Annotated in this window: 16 protein-coding genes; 4 read left to right on the forward strand and 12 right to left on the reverse strand. The window is 39.5% G+C overall.

Features of this window, described 5'->3' with window-relative positions; translation table 11 throughout:
- The first annotated feature begins 152 nt into the window (after positions 1–152).
- Complete coding sequence (gene hcp / locus HL41_RS06150; RefSeq protein ID WP_038062485.1) at positions 153–1,766, forward strand: hydroxylamine reductase; 1,614 nt, start codon at positions 153–155, stop codon at positions 1,764–1,766.
- 194 nt (positions 1,767–1,960) lie between these two features.
- Here hcp and rfbD read toward each other — a convergent pair whose 3' ends face one another.
- Genes rfbD through HL41_RS09510 form a run of 5 tightly spaced genes read right to left on the reverse strand, consistent with a single transcriptional unit; the run spans position 1,961 to position 5,432 of the window.
- Positions 1,961–2,809, reverse strand: coding sequence for a dTDP-4-dehydrorhamnose reductase (gene rfbD / locus HL41_RS06155; protein WP_022856037.1), 849 nt, complete (start codon positions 2,807–2,809; stop codon positions 1,961–1,963).
- Positions 2,806–3,792, reverse strand: coding sequence for a dTDP-glucose 4,6-dehydratase (gene rfbB, locus HL41_RS06160; RefSeq protein WP_022856038.1), 987 nt, complete (start codon positions 3,790–3,792; stop codon positions 2,806–2,808). Before rfbB ends, rfbD begins: the two co-directional genes overlap by 4 nt.
- Entirely contained in the window at positions 3,789–4,355 is a 567-nt protein-coding gene (rfbC, locus tag HL41_RS06165) for a dTDP-4-dehydrorhamnose 3,5-epimerase (protein WP_022856039.1), read from the reverse strand. The genes rfbB and rfbC overlap by 4 nt, the downstream gene beginning before the upstream one ends.
- Positions 4,356–5,237: a glucose-1-phosphate thymidylyltransferase RfbA gene (gene rfbA, locus HL41_RS06170; protein WP_038062483.1), complete on the reverse strand. Its 882-nt coding sequence runs from the start codon at positions 5,235–5,237 to the stop codon at positions 4,356–4,358.
- Positions 5,238–5,276: 39 nt separating this feature from the next.
- On the reverse strand, positions 5,277–5,432 hold the full coding sequence (locus tag HL41_RS09510) for a hypothetical protein (protein ID WP_156095587.1): 156 nt from the start codon (positions 5,430–5,432) through the stop codon (positions 5,277–5,279).
- A 504-nt stretch (positions 5,433–5,936) separates the two neighbouring features.
- On the opposite strand from HL41_RS09510, the gene HL41_RS06175 reads away from it, so the two are divergent.
- Positions 5,937–6,395, forward strand: coding sequence for a universal stress protein (locus tag HL41_RS06175; protein WP_038062480.1), 459 nt, complete (start codon positions 5,937–5,939; stop codon positions 6,393–6,395).
- Position 6,396: 1 nt separating this feature from the next.
- On the opposite strand, the gene ybgF is transcribed toward HL41_RS06175, so the two are convergent.
- Genes ybgF through recJ form a run of 4 tightly spaced genes read right to left on the reverse strand, consistent with a single transcriptional unit; the run spans position 6,397 to position 10,940 of the window.
- A complete protein-coding gene (gene ybgF, locus HL41_RS06180; RefSeq protein ID WP_022856043.1) occupies positions 6,397–7,365 on the reverse strand; it encodes a tol-pal system protein YbgF in 969 nt (322 codons plus the stop codon).
- 14 nt (positions 7,366–7,379) lie between these two features.
- A complete protein-coding gene (locus HL41_RS06185) occupies positions 7,380–8,177 on the reverse strand; it encodes a formyltransferase family protein (protein WP_022856044.1) in 798 nt (265 codons plus the stop codon).
- Complete coding sequence (locus HL41_RS06190; protein WP_051132423.1) at positions 8,167–9,243, reverse strand: deoxyguanosinetriphosphate triphosphohydrolase; 1,077 nt, start codon at positions 9,241–9,243, stop codon at positions 8,167–8,169. Before HL41_RS06190 ends, HL41_RS06185 begins: the two co-directional genes overlap by 11 nt.
- Before the next feature lie 11 nt (positions 9,244–9,254).
- Positions 9,255–10,940: a single-stranded-DNA-specific exonuclease RecJ gene (recJ, locus tag HL41_RS06195; RefSeq protein WP_022856046.1), complete on the reverse strand. Its 1,686-nt coding sequence runs from the start codon at positions 10,938–10,940 to the stop codon at positions 9,255–9,257.
- A 48-nt stretch (positions 10,941–10,988) separates the two neighbouring features.
- On the opposite strand from recJ, the gene galE reads away from it, so the two are divergent.
- Positions 10,989–11,966 carry a UDP-glucose 4-epimerase GalE gene (gene galE / locus HL41_RS06200; RefSeq protein WP_022856047.1) on the forward strand — a complete coding sequence of 326 codons (978 nt, stop codon included), beginning with the start codon at positions 10,989–10,991 and terminating at the stop codon, positions 11,964–11,966.
- Positions 11,967–11,977: 11 nt separating this feature from the next.
- Positions 11,978–12,955 carry an NAD(P)-binding domain-containing protein gene (locus HL41_RS06205; RefSeq protein WP_022856048.1) on the forward strand — a complete coding sequence of 326 codons (978 nt, stop codon included), beginning with the start codon at positions 11,978–11,980 and terminating at the stop codon, positions 12,953–12,955.
- Here the strand turns inward: HL41_RS06205 and proB are convergent.
- The 3 genes from proB to HL41_RS06220 are packed head-to-tail and all read right to left on the reverse strand — an operon-like array spanning position 12,952 to position 16,153.
- Positions 12,952–14,067: a glutamate 5-kinase gene (gene proB / locus HL41_RS06210; protein ID WP_022856049.1), complete on the reverse strand. Its 1,116-nt coding sequence runs from the start codon at positions 14,065–14,067 to the stop codon at positions 12,952–12,954. The two genes, HL41_RS06205 and proB, sit on opposite strands and share 4 nt — an antisense overlap.
- Positions 14,068–14,071: 4 nt before the next feature.
- The gene (gene obgE / locus HL41_RS06215; protein WP_022856050.1) at positions 14,072–15,109 is read right to left on the reverse strand and encodes a GTPase ObgE; all 1,038 of its coding nucleotides are present in this window, start codon (positions 15,107–15,109) and stop codon (positions 14,072–14,074) included.
- A gap of 3 nt (positions 15,110–15,112) precedes the next feature.
- Positions 15,113–16,153 carry a DHH family phosphoesterase gene (locus HL41_RS06220; protein WP_038062477.1) on the reverse strand — a complete coding sequence of 347 codons (1,041 nt, stop codon included), beginning with the start codon at positions 16,151–16,153 and terminating at the stop codon, positions 15,113–15,115.
- Positions 16,154–16,156: the final 3 nt, after the last annotated feature.

Here is a 16,156-nt window from a genome sequence, read left to right on the forward strand (position 1 = left end):
TAAAACTTAAAATATTTTATGGTTTTGTCAATAGGTTAGGGTTTTAAAATGAAAGGCTAAGGGTATAGTCCTTTTTGACTTAAGTCAAGGAAAAATCTTCTTTTCTAATTTATTTTCTATTTATATAAAAACTTAAAAAAGGAGGTGCAAAGATGTTTTGTAACCAGTGCGAACAAACTGCAGGAGGCAAGGCTTGTACAGTAAAAGGGGTATGTGGAAAAACCCCAGAAGCTGACCTTTTACAGGACTTACTGATTTATAACCTGGCAGGGCTTTCAGAGGCCTATCTTTTGGCTCAACCTAAAGGATATGATGCCTCAGATGTAGACTTTTTCATCATGGAAGGAATGTTTGCAACCCTAACTAACGTCAATTTTGACCCTGAAAGGATTAAAGCTTACCTCGAAGAGACCTCTGCCTTAACAGAAAAAATCGAAAACACCTACCAGGTAAAGTCCTCGTTTGACAAAATCCCTGCGGCAAGCATGGATGAGTTGATAAACCTTGCTAAAGAATATGAAATAGACCCTAAGTTTAAAGAAGTTTGGGGGGAAGATATCTTTTCGCTTAAACTCTGTGTGCTTTATGGGTTAAAAGGAATTGCTGCCTATGCCTACCATGCACATAAATTGGGGGTGTGGGACCAAGAGGTTTATCGCAAATTCAAACAGCTTTTGGTAGACGTTTATAAGGAAAAAGGAGACTTAGAGGCCTGGGTTAAAAGGGCTTTAGAGGTAGGAGAGTTAAACCTTAAGGTTATGGAACTTCTCGATAAAGCAAACACCCAGGCCTTTGGCCATCCTGTGCCTACCAAAGTGCCTCTTGGCACCAAAGCTGGAAAAGCCATCCTTGTTTCTGGACACGACTTAGAGGACCTCTATGAGCTGCTTAGACAGACAGAAGGAAGGGGCATCTATATCTATACCCATGGGGAGATGCTCCCTGCTCATGGCTATCCTGAGCTAAAAAAATTTCCTCATCTATACGGTAATTACGGCACCGCCTGGCAAAACCAGCAAAAAGAGTTTGTTAACTTCCCTGGGCCTATCGTTATGACTACCAACTGCCTTATGCCTCCTAAGGAAGAATACAAAGACAGAGTCTTTACCTTGGGGCCGGTTGGGTTTTCAGGGATAACCCATATAAAGGGTAAAAACTTTTCTGCGGTAATCGAAAAAGCCCTTTCTATGCCAGGTTTTACCGAAGACAACCCAGGGAAAGAGGTTATGGTTGGATTTGCCAGAAACGCGGTACTTTCTGTAGCAGACAAGGTAATAGAACTGGTTAAAGCAGGAAAGATCAAACATTTCTTCTTGGTAGGCGGTTGCGACGGGGCTAAACCTGGACGCAACTATTACACAAGGTTTGTAGAAATAGTGCCTCAGGATGCCGTTATCCTCACCCTTGCTTGCGGAAAATACAGATTTTACGATAAAGACTTGGGAGATATCGAAGGTATACCGAGGCTTTTAGACATAGGGCAATGTAATGACGCCTATTCTGCCATTCAGATAGCTTTGGCTCTGAGTCAGGCTTTTGGAGTAGGGGTAAATGAGCTTCCTCTTTCTTTGGTGGTCTCCTGGTATGAGCAAAAAGCAGTAGCCATCTTGCTTACCCTCTTATACCTTGGGATTAAAAACATCTTTCTTGGTCCAAGTTTGCCTGCCTTTCTGTCTGAAAACGTGGTCTCATTCTTAGCGGAAAACTATAACATAAGGCTTATCTCAGAGCCTGAAAAAGACCTGAGCTTGATGCTAAAGGCTTAAAATTACAAAACTAAAGCTTATTCTGTTGAGATTTTTAATCCTAAATAGAGGAAGGAACTTATTTCCTTCCTCTATTTTGTTATGTCTTTGGTACCCAATCTTACCAATTAGACAGAGCCCCAGGAGAGAAAAAAAGCTTTGGTTTGGGAAGTCTCACATTTCAAAAATTTATCCAGAAATATGGAATTAGTTACTTAGACTTCATAGCTGTACTGAAAAAAGGCAATCAATTCATCTTTCCAATGCCTTATCTCTATCCCAAGCCTTTTACATATTTTATCATTACTCATGGGAGAAAAGCGTGGTCTTTTGGCAGGAAGGTTAAAGTCAGATTGATAGGCAGGGTAGATAAACTTATCTATACCTTTAAGCCTAAAGTATTCCCTCGTCCATTCAAAGCGGGATGCATAGCCAGAATTCACAAGATGATAAAGCCCGGTAAGACCTTGTTCTATGGCTTTAAGGGTCACTTCTACAATGGTTCTTGTAGATGTTGGCACCGAAAACTCATCGCAGGCAATCCTCAAATATTCCTGATTTTTAGCCCACTGGTTAAGTTTATAAAGAAAGTTTTGCGTTCCCTCTCCGTATACCCAGCTTGTGCGAAAAATAAGGTAATTTTCCATGTTTTCCTGAATGAAACGCTCTCCCCAGAGTTTACTTTTTCCGTATTCATTCAAAGGGTTTGGCTCGTCTTCTTCTGTATAAAGCCCTTCCTTTGTACCATCAAAAACATAATCTGTTGAGAAGTGAATCAACAAAGCTTTTATGTCACTACAAACAACACTTAGGTTATACGGGCCTATGGCGTTAACCAAAAAAGCTCTTTCTTTTTCTTTCTCTGCACCATCGACGTTATTGTAAGCAGCACAGTTTATAACTATGGTTGGTTTTATTTCTTTAATTATCTTAAAAACTGCCTTAAAATCAGAAACATCAAGCTCTTCCCTTGAAAAATCTACAAACTCTGTACCTTTTTGTGTAAATTGTCTTATAAACTCTCTTGCTAACTGCCCTTTTGCCCCAGTTATGAGAATCTTCATGAATAAACCTTTTTCCAGAGTTCCTCAAGATCTCTTAGCTTAGCTTTAACCCAATCTATGTGTTCTAAATACCAACCCACCGTCTTTTTAAGCCCTTCTTCAAACTTAATCTTAGGCTCCCAACCAAGTTCAGTTCTTATTTTGGTTGCATCTGTAGCATACCTATAGTCATGCCCAGGTCTGTCTTTAACAAACCTTATAAGTGTTTCGTCTTTACCCAATAACCTCAGGATTTCCCTAACCACCTCTATGTTTCTTTTTTCTTCCCCACTTGAGATGTTGTAAATTTCACCCACAATACCTTGCTCCAAAATCATACCTATAGCTCTTGCGCAGTCATCTACGTAAAGCCATTCCCTTATGTTCATACCTGTGCCGTAAACAGGAATATGTTCGTTTTTAAGAGCTTTGAGTATAACCACAGGAATCAGCTTTTCTGGGTACTGCCAGGGTCCGTAGTTGTTTGAGGGTCTAACTGTGATAACAGGAAGGCCATAAGTTCTGTAATAGGCTCTTCCAAGCATGTCAGCACTTGCCTTGCTTACTGAATAGGGTGAGTTTGGGTTTAAAGGGGTGTCTTCTTTGAATTTTCCAGTCTCTCCTAATTCCCCATAAACCTCATCTGTAGATATATTTACAAATCTCTCTATCTTAAACTCCCTTGCAAGTTCTAAAAGATTTAAAGTTCCTTCTACGTTGGTTTTAACAAATTTCTGAGGTTCTAAAATTGACCTGTCTACATGAGTTTCCGCAGCAAAATGAACCACCACATCGGGACGAAAATCTTCAAAAACCTTCTTGAGGGCTGACATATCTGTTATATCTGCATGGTAGAATTCATACAAGCCTTCAATCGAAGATAGTCTCTCTAAATCTCCAGCATAAGTTAGTGCATCTACTACCCCTACGGTATACACAGAAGCATACAACCTGACAAAAGCACTACCAATAAACCCGGCACCACCTGTTACTAATACTTTCAAAGTAAATCCTCCTCTTTCAAGTCTCTTAATTTAGGAAGTTTAGCATCCTTCTGGGATAACACTATCCTATCTACCTGGTCCAAAGGCCATTTAATCGCTATGTCTTCGTCATTCCAAATAATACCAGCATCGTGCTCAGGGGAGTATTCAGCCCCTGAAACCTTATAAATAACATGAGCAAAATCTGAAAGAACTAAAAATCCGTGAGCAAATCCTTCTGGGATCCAAAGCATGTACCCGTTTTCTTCGGAAAGCTCAACAGCTACCCATTTTCCAAAGGTCGGACTATCTTTTCTTATGTCTACAGCTACATCAAATATTCTTCCTACTACGCATCTAACAAGCTTTCCTTGAACTTTAGGCTTTTTCTGGTAGTGAAGACCTCGTAGGACGCCTTTTATAGAATAGGAATGATTATCTTGAATAAAATCTACATTTATTCCTTCCACTTCAAATTCAGACCTTTTATAAGTTTCCATAAAATATCCTCTCTCGTCCCTAAATACCTTAGGAACAATAAGCACCACATCTGGAATAGCAAGTTTTTTAAAAGTAAAGGGCATTTAGCTTTCCTTAGTAAGGTTTATTAAATACTTTCCATAATCAGTCTTTTTCAAAGGCTCTGCAAGCTTTAAAAGTTGCTCCTTATCTATCCAGCCGTTTCTATAGGCTATCTCTTCTATACAGCCTATCATGAGTCCTGTTTTTTTCTCAATTGTTGCCACAAACTCTCCAGCTTCAAGGAAACTCTCATGGGTTCCAGCATCAAACCAGGCAAAGCCTCTTCCAAGAAGTTTAGCTTTCAACTTTCCTCTTTTTAGATATTCCTCGTTTACAGAAGTTATTTCTAACTCACCTCTGTGAGATGGTTTTATGGATTTAGCTATTTCAAAAACCTCGCTATCATAGAAATACATACCTACGACTGCGTAGTTTGACTTTGGCTTTTTAGGTTTCTCTTCCAAAGATAATACTCTCCCAGATTCGTCAAACTCAACTACACCAAACCTTTCTGGGTCATGCACATAGTAGGCAAAAACACAAGCCCCACCCTCTTTTCTCACTTCCTCTTTTGCAGAAAGCATTATTTTGGGAAGGTCATGCCCGAAAAATATGTTGTCTCCAAGCATGTAGAGTATACAATTCTGGTTTTTTAGATATAGTTCTGTCAGGATAAGTCCTTCTGCAAGTCCTCTTGGTCTTTCCTGAAACACATAATCTATCCTCATGCCAAGATGAGAACCATCACCTAAAAGCCTTTTGAAGTTTTCCACATCTTGAGGATTAACTACCAGAATCGTCTCTCTTATTCCGATAAGCATACTTAGAGATAGAGGGTAATAAATCATAGGTTTGTTGTAAATAGGAAGAAGATGTTTGTTAACAACGTGGGTAACTGGATAAAGCCTTGTCCCAGAGCCTCCAGCAAGGATAACGGATTTCATCTTTTTCCTCCCTGAAAAGTAAAATTCATTCCATTTGCTTTAAACTTTAAGATAGATATAAGCTTCAACGGGCTTCCACCAGTGGATATCGCAGGTGTGAGATTCATAGTTTTTGTATTCCTGGTCGTTGTAAGGGGCTGTATAGGTCTCGGTATGTGATTCTACAGTAGTCTGGTATATGGGACAGGCTTGCATTTTCTATCTCCATTATAATAGTGTTACATTATACCAAAAATTTTCTAACCTGAGAAGGCCAAGACACAGCTTAAGAAAAAGGATGTTTAAGAAGTTACGTCAAGGAGAAAGGTCTTAAGGTTTACTTTTCTTATCAATTTAAGTAAGAAACTTTTCGTTTGTCTGAGAATTCCTGCAGGTAGACTGAATTTAATTCAAGGGGGATGTTGAAAAACACCTTGAATATCACCTACAGGCCTTTTAATAAAGATTTGCCAAGTTGAGAGATGAGGTTAAAAGATTTATTGACACGATGAATCATTTAGAGAGGCTCATGAAGGAGATTAAGGGTAGGGCTAAAGTTATAGAGGTATTTACGGGTAGACCCAATTAGATAAACGATATGTCATCAAAGTTTATAAATTTCTATCGGCAATTTATGATATTATCCCTTGATTAAAAAACTTTTAAACTTATCATAAAAATAAAATATAGTATAAAAAAAATCCTTACAAGGAGGGATTTATGGTTGAGATTAAAAACATTTTAGTTCCTGTAGATTTTTCTGAGGTTTCTGAGTTTGTGGCTGAATGGGCTAAGGATCTTGCTAAAAAGCTTAATTCTAAAATTCATGTTGTCTTTGTTTTAGAAGATTTGGCTGCCTATGAAGGACTCTATGGTTCGGTAAAAACCCTTACAGACCTTGAAAATGTGCTTTTAGAAGGGGCTCAAAAGTCTATGGAAGACTTTATGAAGAAACACTTTGCTGACTATCCTGAGGCTCAGTCTATTATCGTAAAAGGCGACGTGGTTGAAAAGATCATCGAAACCGGAGAAAAAGTCAAGGCAGACCTTATCGTAATGGGAACCCATGGGAAAAAAGGGCTTGATAGAATCCTCTTTGGAAGCGTAGCAAACGGTGTGGTAAAAAACTCTCCTATTCCTGTGTTGACTATTAACCCCTACAGGCTTAAAAAAGCTTAACCTACCTTTTTATACCTAAAAGTTTTTTGGCCTCCTCAGCTTCTTTACTTTTAGGATAGAGTTTTATGATACGTTTCAATAAGATGGTGTAGGCATCTTTATCTCCTAAGTTTTTAAAACTTAAAGCTTGTTTATACATGGCTGAGGCCTTTAAAGTCGCGGGAGCAGAGCTTTCTATAACCTTTTGATAGGACAAAATAGCGTCTTCGTAATCCTTTTTATTGTAATAAATTTCTCCCAGCCAATAATGACTCTGGGCTAAAAACTTGCCTTTAGGGTATTTTTGTAGATACTGTTTAAAGGCATTCATAGCTTCATCCCACTTTTTTTGCTGATAGAGGTCAAAAGCCTGGCTGTAGACCTCAGCCTCAGTTAGCTCTTTTTGAGGAGATCCTTGCTGTTTGGAAGCCTCTGTTTTAGCAGTCCCGTTAGAGGTAGCGTTACTTGAAGAAGTAAGGGTTTGAGGTTTGGTTTCCTGGGTTGCGTTAGATACAGTTTGGTTTGATGGTTTAGATGCAGTTTCGTTAGATACGCTTGAGGAAGTGGCTTGAGAAGAAGACCCCTTTTCTTCTAAAGATTTTACCTTTAATTCCAGGGCTTCTATTCTGGTTTTAAGCTCTTCTGATTGTTTGGTAAAGGTCTTATAAAGGTCTTCTTTTGAAGCCACAAGGTCCTCTACCTGAGAAGATATCTTAGCCTGAGAAGACTTAAGTTCCTCTATCTCAGCTAAGGCCTTGGTTTTTACCTCTAAAAGCAGGTCCTCGCTCAGTTTTTTTTCTAAGGCATTTATCCTTTCTTTTAACTGATTAAGTTCGTTTGCTATGGCCTTTTGGTTTTGCGATTGCTGTTGAAGGGTAGTTTCAAGGTTAAGGACCTTAACCTTTAGAGCTTGTATTTCATCTTGAGAGGCTACACACCCTCCTAACAAAAGACTAAAACCTAAACATCCAACATATAAAATCTTTTTCATCGCTTTCCTCCTGGTTAAGTTATGATAAAATCCGGTAAGCTTTTTTCTATTTCTTCTGTTAAATCAACAGGGATATCTCCCTCAAACCCTATTTTTTCCTCGCATAGATATTTTAAAGTAAACACAAGCAAAGGCAACTCTCTTTTCAGTTCTTCTTCGCGAATTTTTCTAAAGAGGGCGTTTTCTTCTCCTTCGAGTTTTTTAAGCCCTGAAAGATGGTATTTTAGAAGTTTGGCCTCAGTTTCTTCCCACAAAGGGATAAACTCAGGGGTACGAAGATTTAGTCTAAAGTAGGTGAGGGCTGGGCCTTCGTCAAGTTCAGGAGTTACCTGATGAAACATCGCCCCTGTTTCCATAGCCCTTGCGCTAATAAGCTGCCAGATAACCTCCTGCCAGGACCCTTTAGGACCTCCTGGAAGAGCTGGATGAAGATTGATCAACCTTAAGGACTTACAAAAGTCTTCTGAGGTAATCCACATATAACCAGCTAAAACCCCAAAGTCTATCTCCATATCAAGCCTTTTTAAAACCTCCGCGTGATACTCCTTTCTCCAGAGGTCCCTTTGAGCCTTTCTAAGCTCTGGTTTAAAGCGTTCAGCAGAAAAACAGATAACCTTAAGCCCCAGATCTTCCTTAGCTTCTTTTATCAGCCTTTCTGCCCATTCTCCTTCATCTGGTGCTTTGCTTACAAACACATATTCTAATCTGGCAGGTATGTTTCCCTTTTTTATCTCCGAATATACCACCCTTAGCAGGTCTAAAGCAGCCTTATCTCTTGCGGTAGTAAACCAACCTATCTTCTTATAGCTCATAGTCTATGCCTCCAAAAACCTTCTCCAGCCCTTGCCAAGGCTTAGGAACAAAGCATTCAAAATACTGGTAGATAGCATATCTGTCAGTCATCCCTGAAATATAATCAGCTATCAATCTCTCTTTAGGCTCATCAGGAAAAACCGATTTAGCCTTTATAAAATAAGGAATGTTCTCAAAATTTTTGTCATAAAACTCAAAAAGCTGTAAAAGCAGTCTTTTGGCTTTCTCAAACTCTTTTCTTACAGACTGGGAAAAATAGATTTTCTCAAACAAAAACTCTCTAAGCTCTGTCAAAGCACTAAGCACCTTATCTTCCATCACAATCTCAGAGTAGTTTGCCTCTCTGGTAGAATAAACGATACTTTTTACCAACGTAGAAATCCTTTGGGCATGGGTTTCTCCCAGGATTTTTTTAGAATTTTGAGGAAGGTCTTTTAAGTCTATCATCCCTGCTCTTAGAGCATCATCTACATCGTGGTTGACATAAGCTATCACATCTGAAACCCTTACTATCTCAGCTTCAAGAGTGCTTGGCTTATCAGATCCCTTACTTAGAATAGGTCCCATCCCTTTAGAATGTTTTAAAATACCCTCCTTTACCTCAAACGTAAGATTTAAGCCTCTTCCGTCTTTTTCCAGTTTCTCAACCACCCTCAAGCTCTGCTCATAGTGTCTAAAACCACCCTCTAAAAGCTCGTTTAAGACCTCTTCTCCTGCATGGCCAAAGGGAGTATGCCCAAGGTCATGCCCCAAAGCTATAGCCTCAGTCAGGGTCTCATTTAGATTTAAAGCCCTGGCTATAGTCCTTGCTATCTGAGCTACTTCCAAGGTGTGGGTAAGTCTCGTCCGATAATGATCTCCTTTAGGGGCTAAAAACACTTGGGTTTTATGTTTTAGCCTTCTAAAGGCCTTGGAATGAATAATCCGGTCCCGGTCCCTTTCAAAAGCCGTTCTTATCTCACACTCTTCTTCAGGATAAGTTCTTCCCCGGGAAAATCGGGACTTACAAGCTTTAGGTGCTAAGTAAAGCTCTTCAAAAGCCTCCTTTTCCTCTCTTATACTTATAGTACGGGTTTTCATCTTACATCAACTACCTTTATTTCTAAGGTGTTTCTGTAGGTGTTTACGTAAGGTTGACCTAAAACTAACCTTATCCTTTCATCTTCTACCACCTGGTTAAACCAGATAGCGATGATCTCATTTAGTCCTTTTTTAAGCACAAACTTAGAATGTTTATCCTTTAACAAAAATCTTTCTTTTACCTCGAAATTTCTGATAAGAATGTTTGGAGGGAGATGGGCCTCTCCGTAGGGATGGAGATAAGTTAAAGCCTTCAGGTTTTCTGGATGTAAAAGCTCTGCAAGTTCTACCTCAGCCTCAACATATACTATCTCTTTTTCAGGTTTAGAAACTAAAGTTAATTTTTTGATTTCGTCAGCTAAACGAGATTTTAGGGCCTCTATGTTATTAAGACTTACCTGAAATCCAAGTGCATGTTTATGTCCGCCATACTGAATAAGAAGGTCTTCGCACTTAGAAACTGCCTTAAAAAGATTAAGCCCCTCAGGGGCTCTTCCAGAGGCAAACCCTACTCCGTTTTCTATAGAAACAACGATAGCAGGAACCTGATACTGGTTTTTTAACCTATTAGCAATAAGTCCTAAAAGACCCTTGGGAAGATTTTCTGCAGCTAGAAAAATAAAAGGATAGCGTTCTATCTCTCTCTTAGCCAAATTCTCTAAAGAAGAAAGTATCTCTAACTCAAGCTCCTGGCGTCTCTGGTTGATACCCTCTATCTTAGTTAAAAGCTCCTTAGCCTTAGTTTCTTCGTTTTCTTTTAAAAATTGAAAAACCAACTCAGGGGTCCCCATCCTGCCTGCGGCGTTTATCTTAGGAATAACCCGATAAAGTAGGTCTTCTTCAGAAAGGGTTCCGTTTAGCCTTGAGTTTTCTATAAGAAGTTTTGTTGCCAAAAAAGAGGGGGAGGAAAGGTCTCTAAACCCGTAAAAGGTAATCGTGCGATTTTCTCCAAGCAGAGGCACCATGTCAGCTAAGGTAGCTAAACCCACAAGCTCAAGGTATTTTCGTATCTGAGGGATGTTGTCTCCTCTAAAAAACCCTTGCTCGTAAAAAAACTTTCTTAGAGCCCTTATCAGGGTAAAAGCTACCCCTGCCCCGCATAGATGATAAAAGGGAGAGCTTTTAGATGTAAGCTTTCCAGAAACCACGATGGTATCAGGTTTTTCGACTACCTCGTGATGGTCTGTAACTATCACATCTATTCCCAAGGCTTTAGCCTCGTTTACGGTATCAGCTGCAGAAATTCCCACATCTACCGTGATTAAAAGACTTACCCCTTTTTGTTTGAAGTAAGGCAAAAATTTGGCGTGAAAACCATAACCTTCTTTTTCCTTACTGGGAATAAGCCATTCAACCTTACAGCCAATACTTACCAAAAAATCATACAACACAAAGCTTCCGATAATGCCGTCAGCGTCTGAGTCTCCATAAATACCTATGGTCTCGTTAGAAATAGCTGCCTGATATATTCTTTTTACCGCAGGTAACATGTCAGGAATCAAAAAAGGGTCACCAAAATCGCTAAGCTGGGGGAAGAGAAAACGATAAGCTTCTTTTATGCTGGTAAAGCCTTTATTGATCAAGACTTGAGCAAGAAACGGGGTAAAAAACCCTTTGGTTACAAATTGTTTTAAAACTTCTAAATCGACCTGTTTATTAACCCAAACTTTGGTTGACGACATACAAAACTTATTGTATCATATCCAAAACAAAAGTAAAACGGTTTTAACATGGCAAAACCTAAAATTTTAATCACCGGTGGCTGCGGATATATAGGGTCTCATGTAGCCAAACTTTTAGTCCAAAATGGATATGAAGTGGTTATCATCGATAACCTTAGCACCACCGGAAAAAAAATCCCCTATGGCAAGTTTTATCAAGTAGACCTTGCCGTAGAAGAAAAGGTAGAAAAAATCTTAAAGGAAGAAAAACCTGAGGCTGTGATGCATTTTGCAGCCTCTATCGTGGTTCCTGAAAGTGTAGCTTTTCCTCTAAAATACTACCGCAATAACGTAGAAAATACCTTAAAACTTCTTTCAGCGATGAGCAGAGCCAAGGTTAAAAAGTTTGTTTTTTCCTCTTCAGCGGCGGTTTATGGTATACCAAAAACCATTCCTGTACCAGAGGACGCACCTTTAGAACCCATCAACCCTTATGGTAGAACCAAGGCGATGATAGAAAGGGTCTTAGAGGACCTTTCTCATGCAGAGGCTTTAGACTACATAGCCCTAAGATATTTTAACGTGGCAGGGGCAGACCCAGAGGCTGAGTTAGGACCAGCCTACAACCAGCCTACCCATCTTATCATAAGAGCCCTTAAAACCGCTAAAGGAGAATATCCCTATCTTGAAATCTATGGCACCAACTATCCTACCCCAGATGGGACCTGCATCAGAGACTACATCCATGTAATGGACTTAGCCGAGGCTCATATCCTTGCCTTAGAATACTTGCTTGATGGCGGAAAAAGCCTAGTTTTAAACTGTGGGTATGGGGTTGGGGTTTCGGTAAGACAGGTGGTAGAGGCTGTAAAAAAGGTCACAGGGGTTGACTTTAAAGTAATAGAGACAGAAAGACGTCCTGGAGACCCTCCGGTTTTGATTGCCGATAATCGAAAAATTAAGTCTCTTTTTTCCTGGGAACCTAAGTTTCAGAACTTAGAAATCATCATCCAACACGCCTGGGCTTGGGAACAAAAAATTAAATAAAGAGGATAGTAATGGAAAAACCCTTAGAAAGGGTAAAGATTGCCATAGTAGGTGGTGGCCCTGCAGGTATTGCCTGCGCGATAGAAGCCAAAGCTAAAGGGTTAGAGCCTGTGGTGGTTCTGGAAAAACATAAAGAGGTATGCTATACCATTTCCAAGTTTTACAAACCAGGGAAAAGGGTAGATGCTGATTACCGAGACAAAAACGTCAAACCCATAGGGCTCTGCTCGTTTGAGACAGAAACTAAAGAGGAGTTTTTAGAAAGGATTAATTCCTGGATAAAACAGTGGAAACTTGATGTAAGACTTAATTCTGAGGTTACCAACATAGTCAAGAATAACGGTGATTATGAAATCTGGGTAAAGGATAAGCCCACATTTTTGGCTGAGTTTGTAATCATTGCTATAGGTATCTTTTGTGCACCTAACAAACCAGAATATCCCATTCCTTCTGAACTAAAAAACAGGGTATTCTTTGAACCACCAGATGTAGCCTTAGAAAACAAAAAAATTTTAGTGGTAGGTGGAGGAAACACAGCAGCTGAGGTAAGTCTTCAGTTTTGTGACAAAAACGAGGTACATCTTTCTTACCGAAGGCCTTATTTTTTTAGGATAAACGAAACTAACCTAAACCTTCTTTATCAAAAAGAAAAAGAAGAAAAAATCAAACTTTTATTAGGGACAGACATAATTCAGATAGCCCCTGAAGGTGAAAAAATAAAGGTCTTCTTTAAAGATGAAACGACTGAGTTCTATGATGTTATCATCTACTGTTTAGGAGGAACCACTCCTAAAAATTTTCTAAAAAAAATCGGAATAGAGTTAGATGAAAAAGGAAATCCTATCCTAAACGAACATCTGGAAACCAACCTTCCTAAGATTTTTCTTGCAGGAGACCTTGCGGTCAAAGGAGGAAACATCCTTAAAGCCTTTAACTCAGCCCACACCATCATAGAAAAAATCACAGAATACGAAAAAAACAGGGCTTAAGAGCTAAGGATTACTAAATTATCTCTATGGATTACCTCTTTGTTAGGTCTTTCATCAGAGGAGAGAAGATTTTGCAAATCATAGGAAGAAAATGCAGTAAGGCCTTTGGCTATGATTTCTCCTTTCTGGTTTAAACATTCTACACAGGCACCCTTTGGGAATTCTCCTTCTATCTTTTGAATCCCTGGTAAAAGTAGACTTTTTCCTTTTTCTAATAAGGCCTTTTCAGCCCCTTCATCTATATAAATCCTACCTTCTGGTTTGATGTAGTATTTTATCCAAAGTTTTCTCATGCTGAGTTTTCTTTCTTCAGGCCAAAAGATGGTACCTATCTCTTGGCCTCCCCAAAACTTTTCCAAAATAAAAGGTTCCTTACCTGAGAGAAGAACCACAGGAATGCCCATAGAGTTTGCCATCTTAGCTGCCAGCAACTTTGAATACATCCCTCCCCTTCCTAGACTTCCAGGTTTTTTACCTGCCATCTTAAAAATCGTCTCATCTACTCTAAACACCTCAGATATCTTTTCAGCCTGGGGGTTTTCTCTTGGGTCCTCCTTATAAAGGGCATCTATGTCTGAAAGGATAACCAAAAGGTCTGCCTCGATGGTTCCTGCAACCAAAGCAGAAAGGGTATCGTTATCACTAAATCTTATCCCTTCTGTCGTAACTGTATCGTTTTCATTAACTATAGGAAGTATCCCCCATTTAAGCAAGGTCTCAAAGGTTTTTTTGGCGTTAAGGTAGCGTTCCCTCAGAGATAGGTCTTCTGCAGTAAGAAGAATTTGAGACACAAAAATACCGTATTGATTAAAAAGGTTTTCATAAGCCTGAATTAAAGCCGCCTGTCCTATAGATGCCAAGGCCTGTTTTTCACAAAGAGCAAGAGGCTTTTTATAAAACTTTAACTTTGCCCTTCCACAGGCAATCGCACCTGACGAAACCAGAGCTACCTTATACCCCTCTTTAACCTTTTTCTGAAGCTGATAAACCAAGTTTTCTAAAACTTCATAGTTTAATCCCTCATCCTGTTTGGTAATTACCGCACTACCAACCTTTACTACCATCCTTTTTACATTTTTTAAAACTTTTTTTAGTCTGGCTTGTCTATCCATAACTTTATTGTCCTTGAATGATCTCTTTGTCACTGGTCTGTAATATCTCGTTTATTTTTCTCCAAAGGGCATAAATCAACTGAACCACCCCTTGGCCTGATACCGCAGAGATAGGAAAAATCTTTGGTTGGTCTTCTTCAGGGAAAAGACACACGATTCTTTCTATCTCTTCTTGGTCTGCTATCGTATCTATCTTGTTTAAGGCTATAAAGTATTCCTTTTCTAATAAACGTGGGTTAAAAAGTCTGAGTTCTTCTTTAAGTACTTGATAATCCTTCAAGACCTCTTCTTTTTTGGTTATGTCAAGCACGTAGAGTAAAACCCTTGTGCGTTCGATATGTCTTAGAAAGTCATGCCCAAGACCAATCCCCTTATGAGCTCCTTCTATCAGCCCTGGGATATCAGCCACCACAAAAGACCCTCCTTCTAACAGACTTACCACCCCTAAATTAGGCTCAAGGGTAGTAAAAGGATAGTCGGCGATTTTGGGTTTAGCTGCAGAAATCCTGCTAAGAAGGGTAGATTTCCCAGCGTTAGGGAAACCAACCAGTCCTACATCTGCTATCAATTTTAACTCAAGCAGAATCCACCTTTCCTCTCCAGGGGTTCCTTTTTCAGCAATTCTTGGGGCCTGTCTGACCGGGGTAGCAAACCTTGCGTTCCCCCTGCCGCCTTTACCTCCTTTGGCTACTACCAGGGTTTGACCAGGAGTTACCAAATCACCTAAAACCTCTCCGGTTTCTGCATCTTTTACAACAGTACCTACAGGTACACGCAAGATAAGGTCTTCCCCATCTCTTCCTTTCATCTTTTTGCCCATCCCAGGGCGACCGTTCTCAGCCTTAAAATGTACCTGATGATAAAAATCATACAGGGTATGGACCTGAGGGTCTGCCATCAAGATAACATCCCCTCCATCCCCTCCGTCGCCTCCGTCTGGACCCCCCTTAGGCACGTATTTTTCCCGTCTAAAGCTTACACAGCCATCACCACCATTACCTGCCTTAACATAAATTTTTGCCTGATCTACAAATCTTGACATAACTTACTCTTTTACCTTCTCTTTTTCTTTTCTATCTATCAACTTAAAATACTTATCAAAAAGTTTGATAAGCTTATCGGTATTAAAAAGCTCTGGAGGGGTAGAAAGGTTGGCAAAAGGAATTTCAGCCCGAGCCTTTTCTCTATGCCCTCCTGCAGAACCGATGTCTTTAAAAAGTCTGTTAGCCATTTTTCCTGCATTTTTTCTATAACCATCACAACGAATGATGATAGTTAACACTTTCTTGTATTCACCCCCTACAAACACCCAAGAAGTTTCATACACCTTGTTGAAAAAATCAGCTATCAACACTAAAACATCAGTATTACTCACCTTGCCTACATAGGTAAACATCCTGTTTTTTCTAAACTTAAGCTGGTCTAAAGCAATCTTAAAATACCTGAGTTCAGACCGCCTCAAGCTTGAGCTCTCTATCTTGGAAAGAAGATGTTTGTTCATGTGTTTATAAAGGTTCTGAAAAGCCATTACATCATGGATGTTAGCACTTTTTTCAAAGTTACTGGTGTCTGTTTTTATCCCGTAAACCAAAGCTGTAGCCAAGTAGACAGAGGGTTTGATCTTTAAAGTTTTTAAATATTCATATAGAATAGTTGCCGTAGCTCCATAATCAGGCCTGATGTCATAATACTTGGCATAGATTTCGCTAAAAAGAGGGTGATGGTCTATCACCACATCCCAGGAGATGTTTTTAAACTCTTCCCAGTGAGAGGGTTGAGAGTCAACCAAAACAAACTTATTATGTTCCTCCAGCAACTTTGGACAATACTTAACCAAGGGTATTTTCAAAACCTCTACCATCACTTTATTGTTAAGCCTGGTTATTTCGTTTATGTTAGCTATGGTTACCTTTTCTACCCGGTTTTGCAATATCCTTTTAAAAGCCAAAGCTGAAGCCAGAGAATCAGGGTCTGCCCAAATAACGATAAGCACCCTGTCTTTCTTCTCAAAAAGCTTCAGTAAATAACTTACCCGCTCCTTGTTAGACTTAAACCTAATCGTTTTATTGTTTGACTTTTTAGCCATAAA

It is taken from the genome of Thermodesulfobacterium commune DSM 2178 (genome assembly GCF_000734015.1).
Taxonomy (GTDB): domain Bacteria; phylum Desulfobacterota; class Thermodesulfobacteria; order Thermodesulfobacteriales; family Thermodesulfobacteriaceae; genus Thermodesulfobacterium; species Thermodesulfobacterium commune.

Coding starts and splice junctions, on each gene's coding strand:
- hcp (WP_038062485.1), top strand. CDS start 153: ATGTTTTGTAACCAGTGCGAACAAACTGCAGGAGGCAAGGCTTGTACA.
- rfbD (WP_022856037.1), bottom strand. CDS start 2,809: ATGAAGATTCTCATAACTGGGGCAAAAGGGCAGTTAGCAAGAGAGTTT.
- rfbC (WP_022856039.1), bottom strand. CDS start 4,355: ATGCCCTTTACTTTTAAAAAACTTGCTATTCCAGATGTGGTGCTTATT.
- rfbA (WP_038062483.1), bottom strand. CDS start 5,237: ATGAAATCCGTTATCCTTGCTGGAGGCTCTGGGACAAGGCTTTATCCA.
- HL41_RS09510 (WP_156095587.1), bottom strand. CDS start 5,432: ATGCAAGCCTGTCCCATATACCAGACTACTGTAGAATCACATACCGAG.
- HL41_RS06175 (WP_038062480.1), top strand. CDS start 5,937: ATGGTTGAGATTAAAAACATTTTAGTTCCTGTAGATTTTTCTGAGGTT.
- ybgF (WP_022856043.1), bottom strand. CDS start 7,365: ATGAAAAAGATTTTATATGTTGGATGTTTAGGTTTTAGTCTTTTGTTA.
- HL41_RS06185 (WP_022856044.1), bottom strand. CDS start 8,177: ATGAGCTATAAGAAGATAGGTTGGTTTACTACCGCAAGAGATAAGGCT.
- recJ (WP_022856046.1), bottom strand. CDS start 10,940: ATGTCGTCAACCAAAGTTTGGGTTAATAAACAGGTCGATTTAGAAGTT.
- galE (WP_022856047.1), top strand. CDS start 10,989: ATGGCAAAACCTAAAATTTTAATCACCGGTGGCTGCGGATATATAGGG.
- HL41_RS06205 (WP_022856048.1), top strand. CDS start 11,978: ATGGAAAAACCCTTAGAAAGGGTAAAGATTGCCATAGTAGGTGGTGGC.
- proB (WP_022856049.1), bottom strand. CDS start 14,067: ATGGATAGACAAGCCAGACTAAAAAAAGTTTTAAAAAATGTAAAAAGG.
- obgE (WP_022856050.1), bottom strand. CDS start 15,109: ATGTCAAGATTTGTAGATCAGGCAAAAATTTATGTTAAGGCAGGTAAT.
- HL41_RS06220 (WP_038062477.1), bottom strand. CDS start 16,153: ATGGCTAAAAAGTCAAACAATAAAACGATTAGGTTTAAGTCTAACAAG.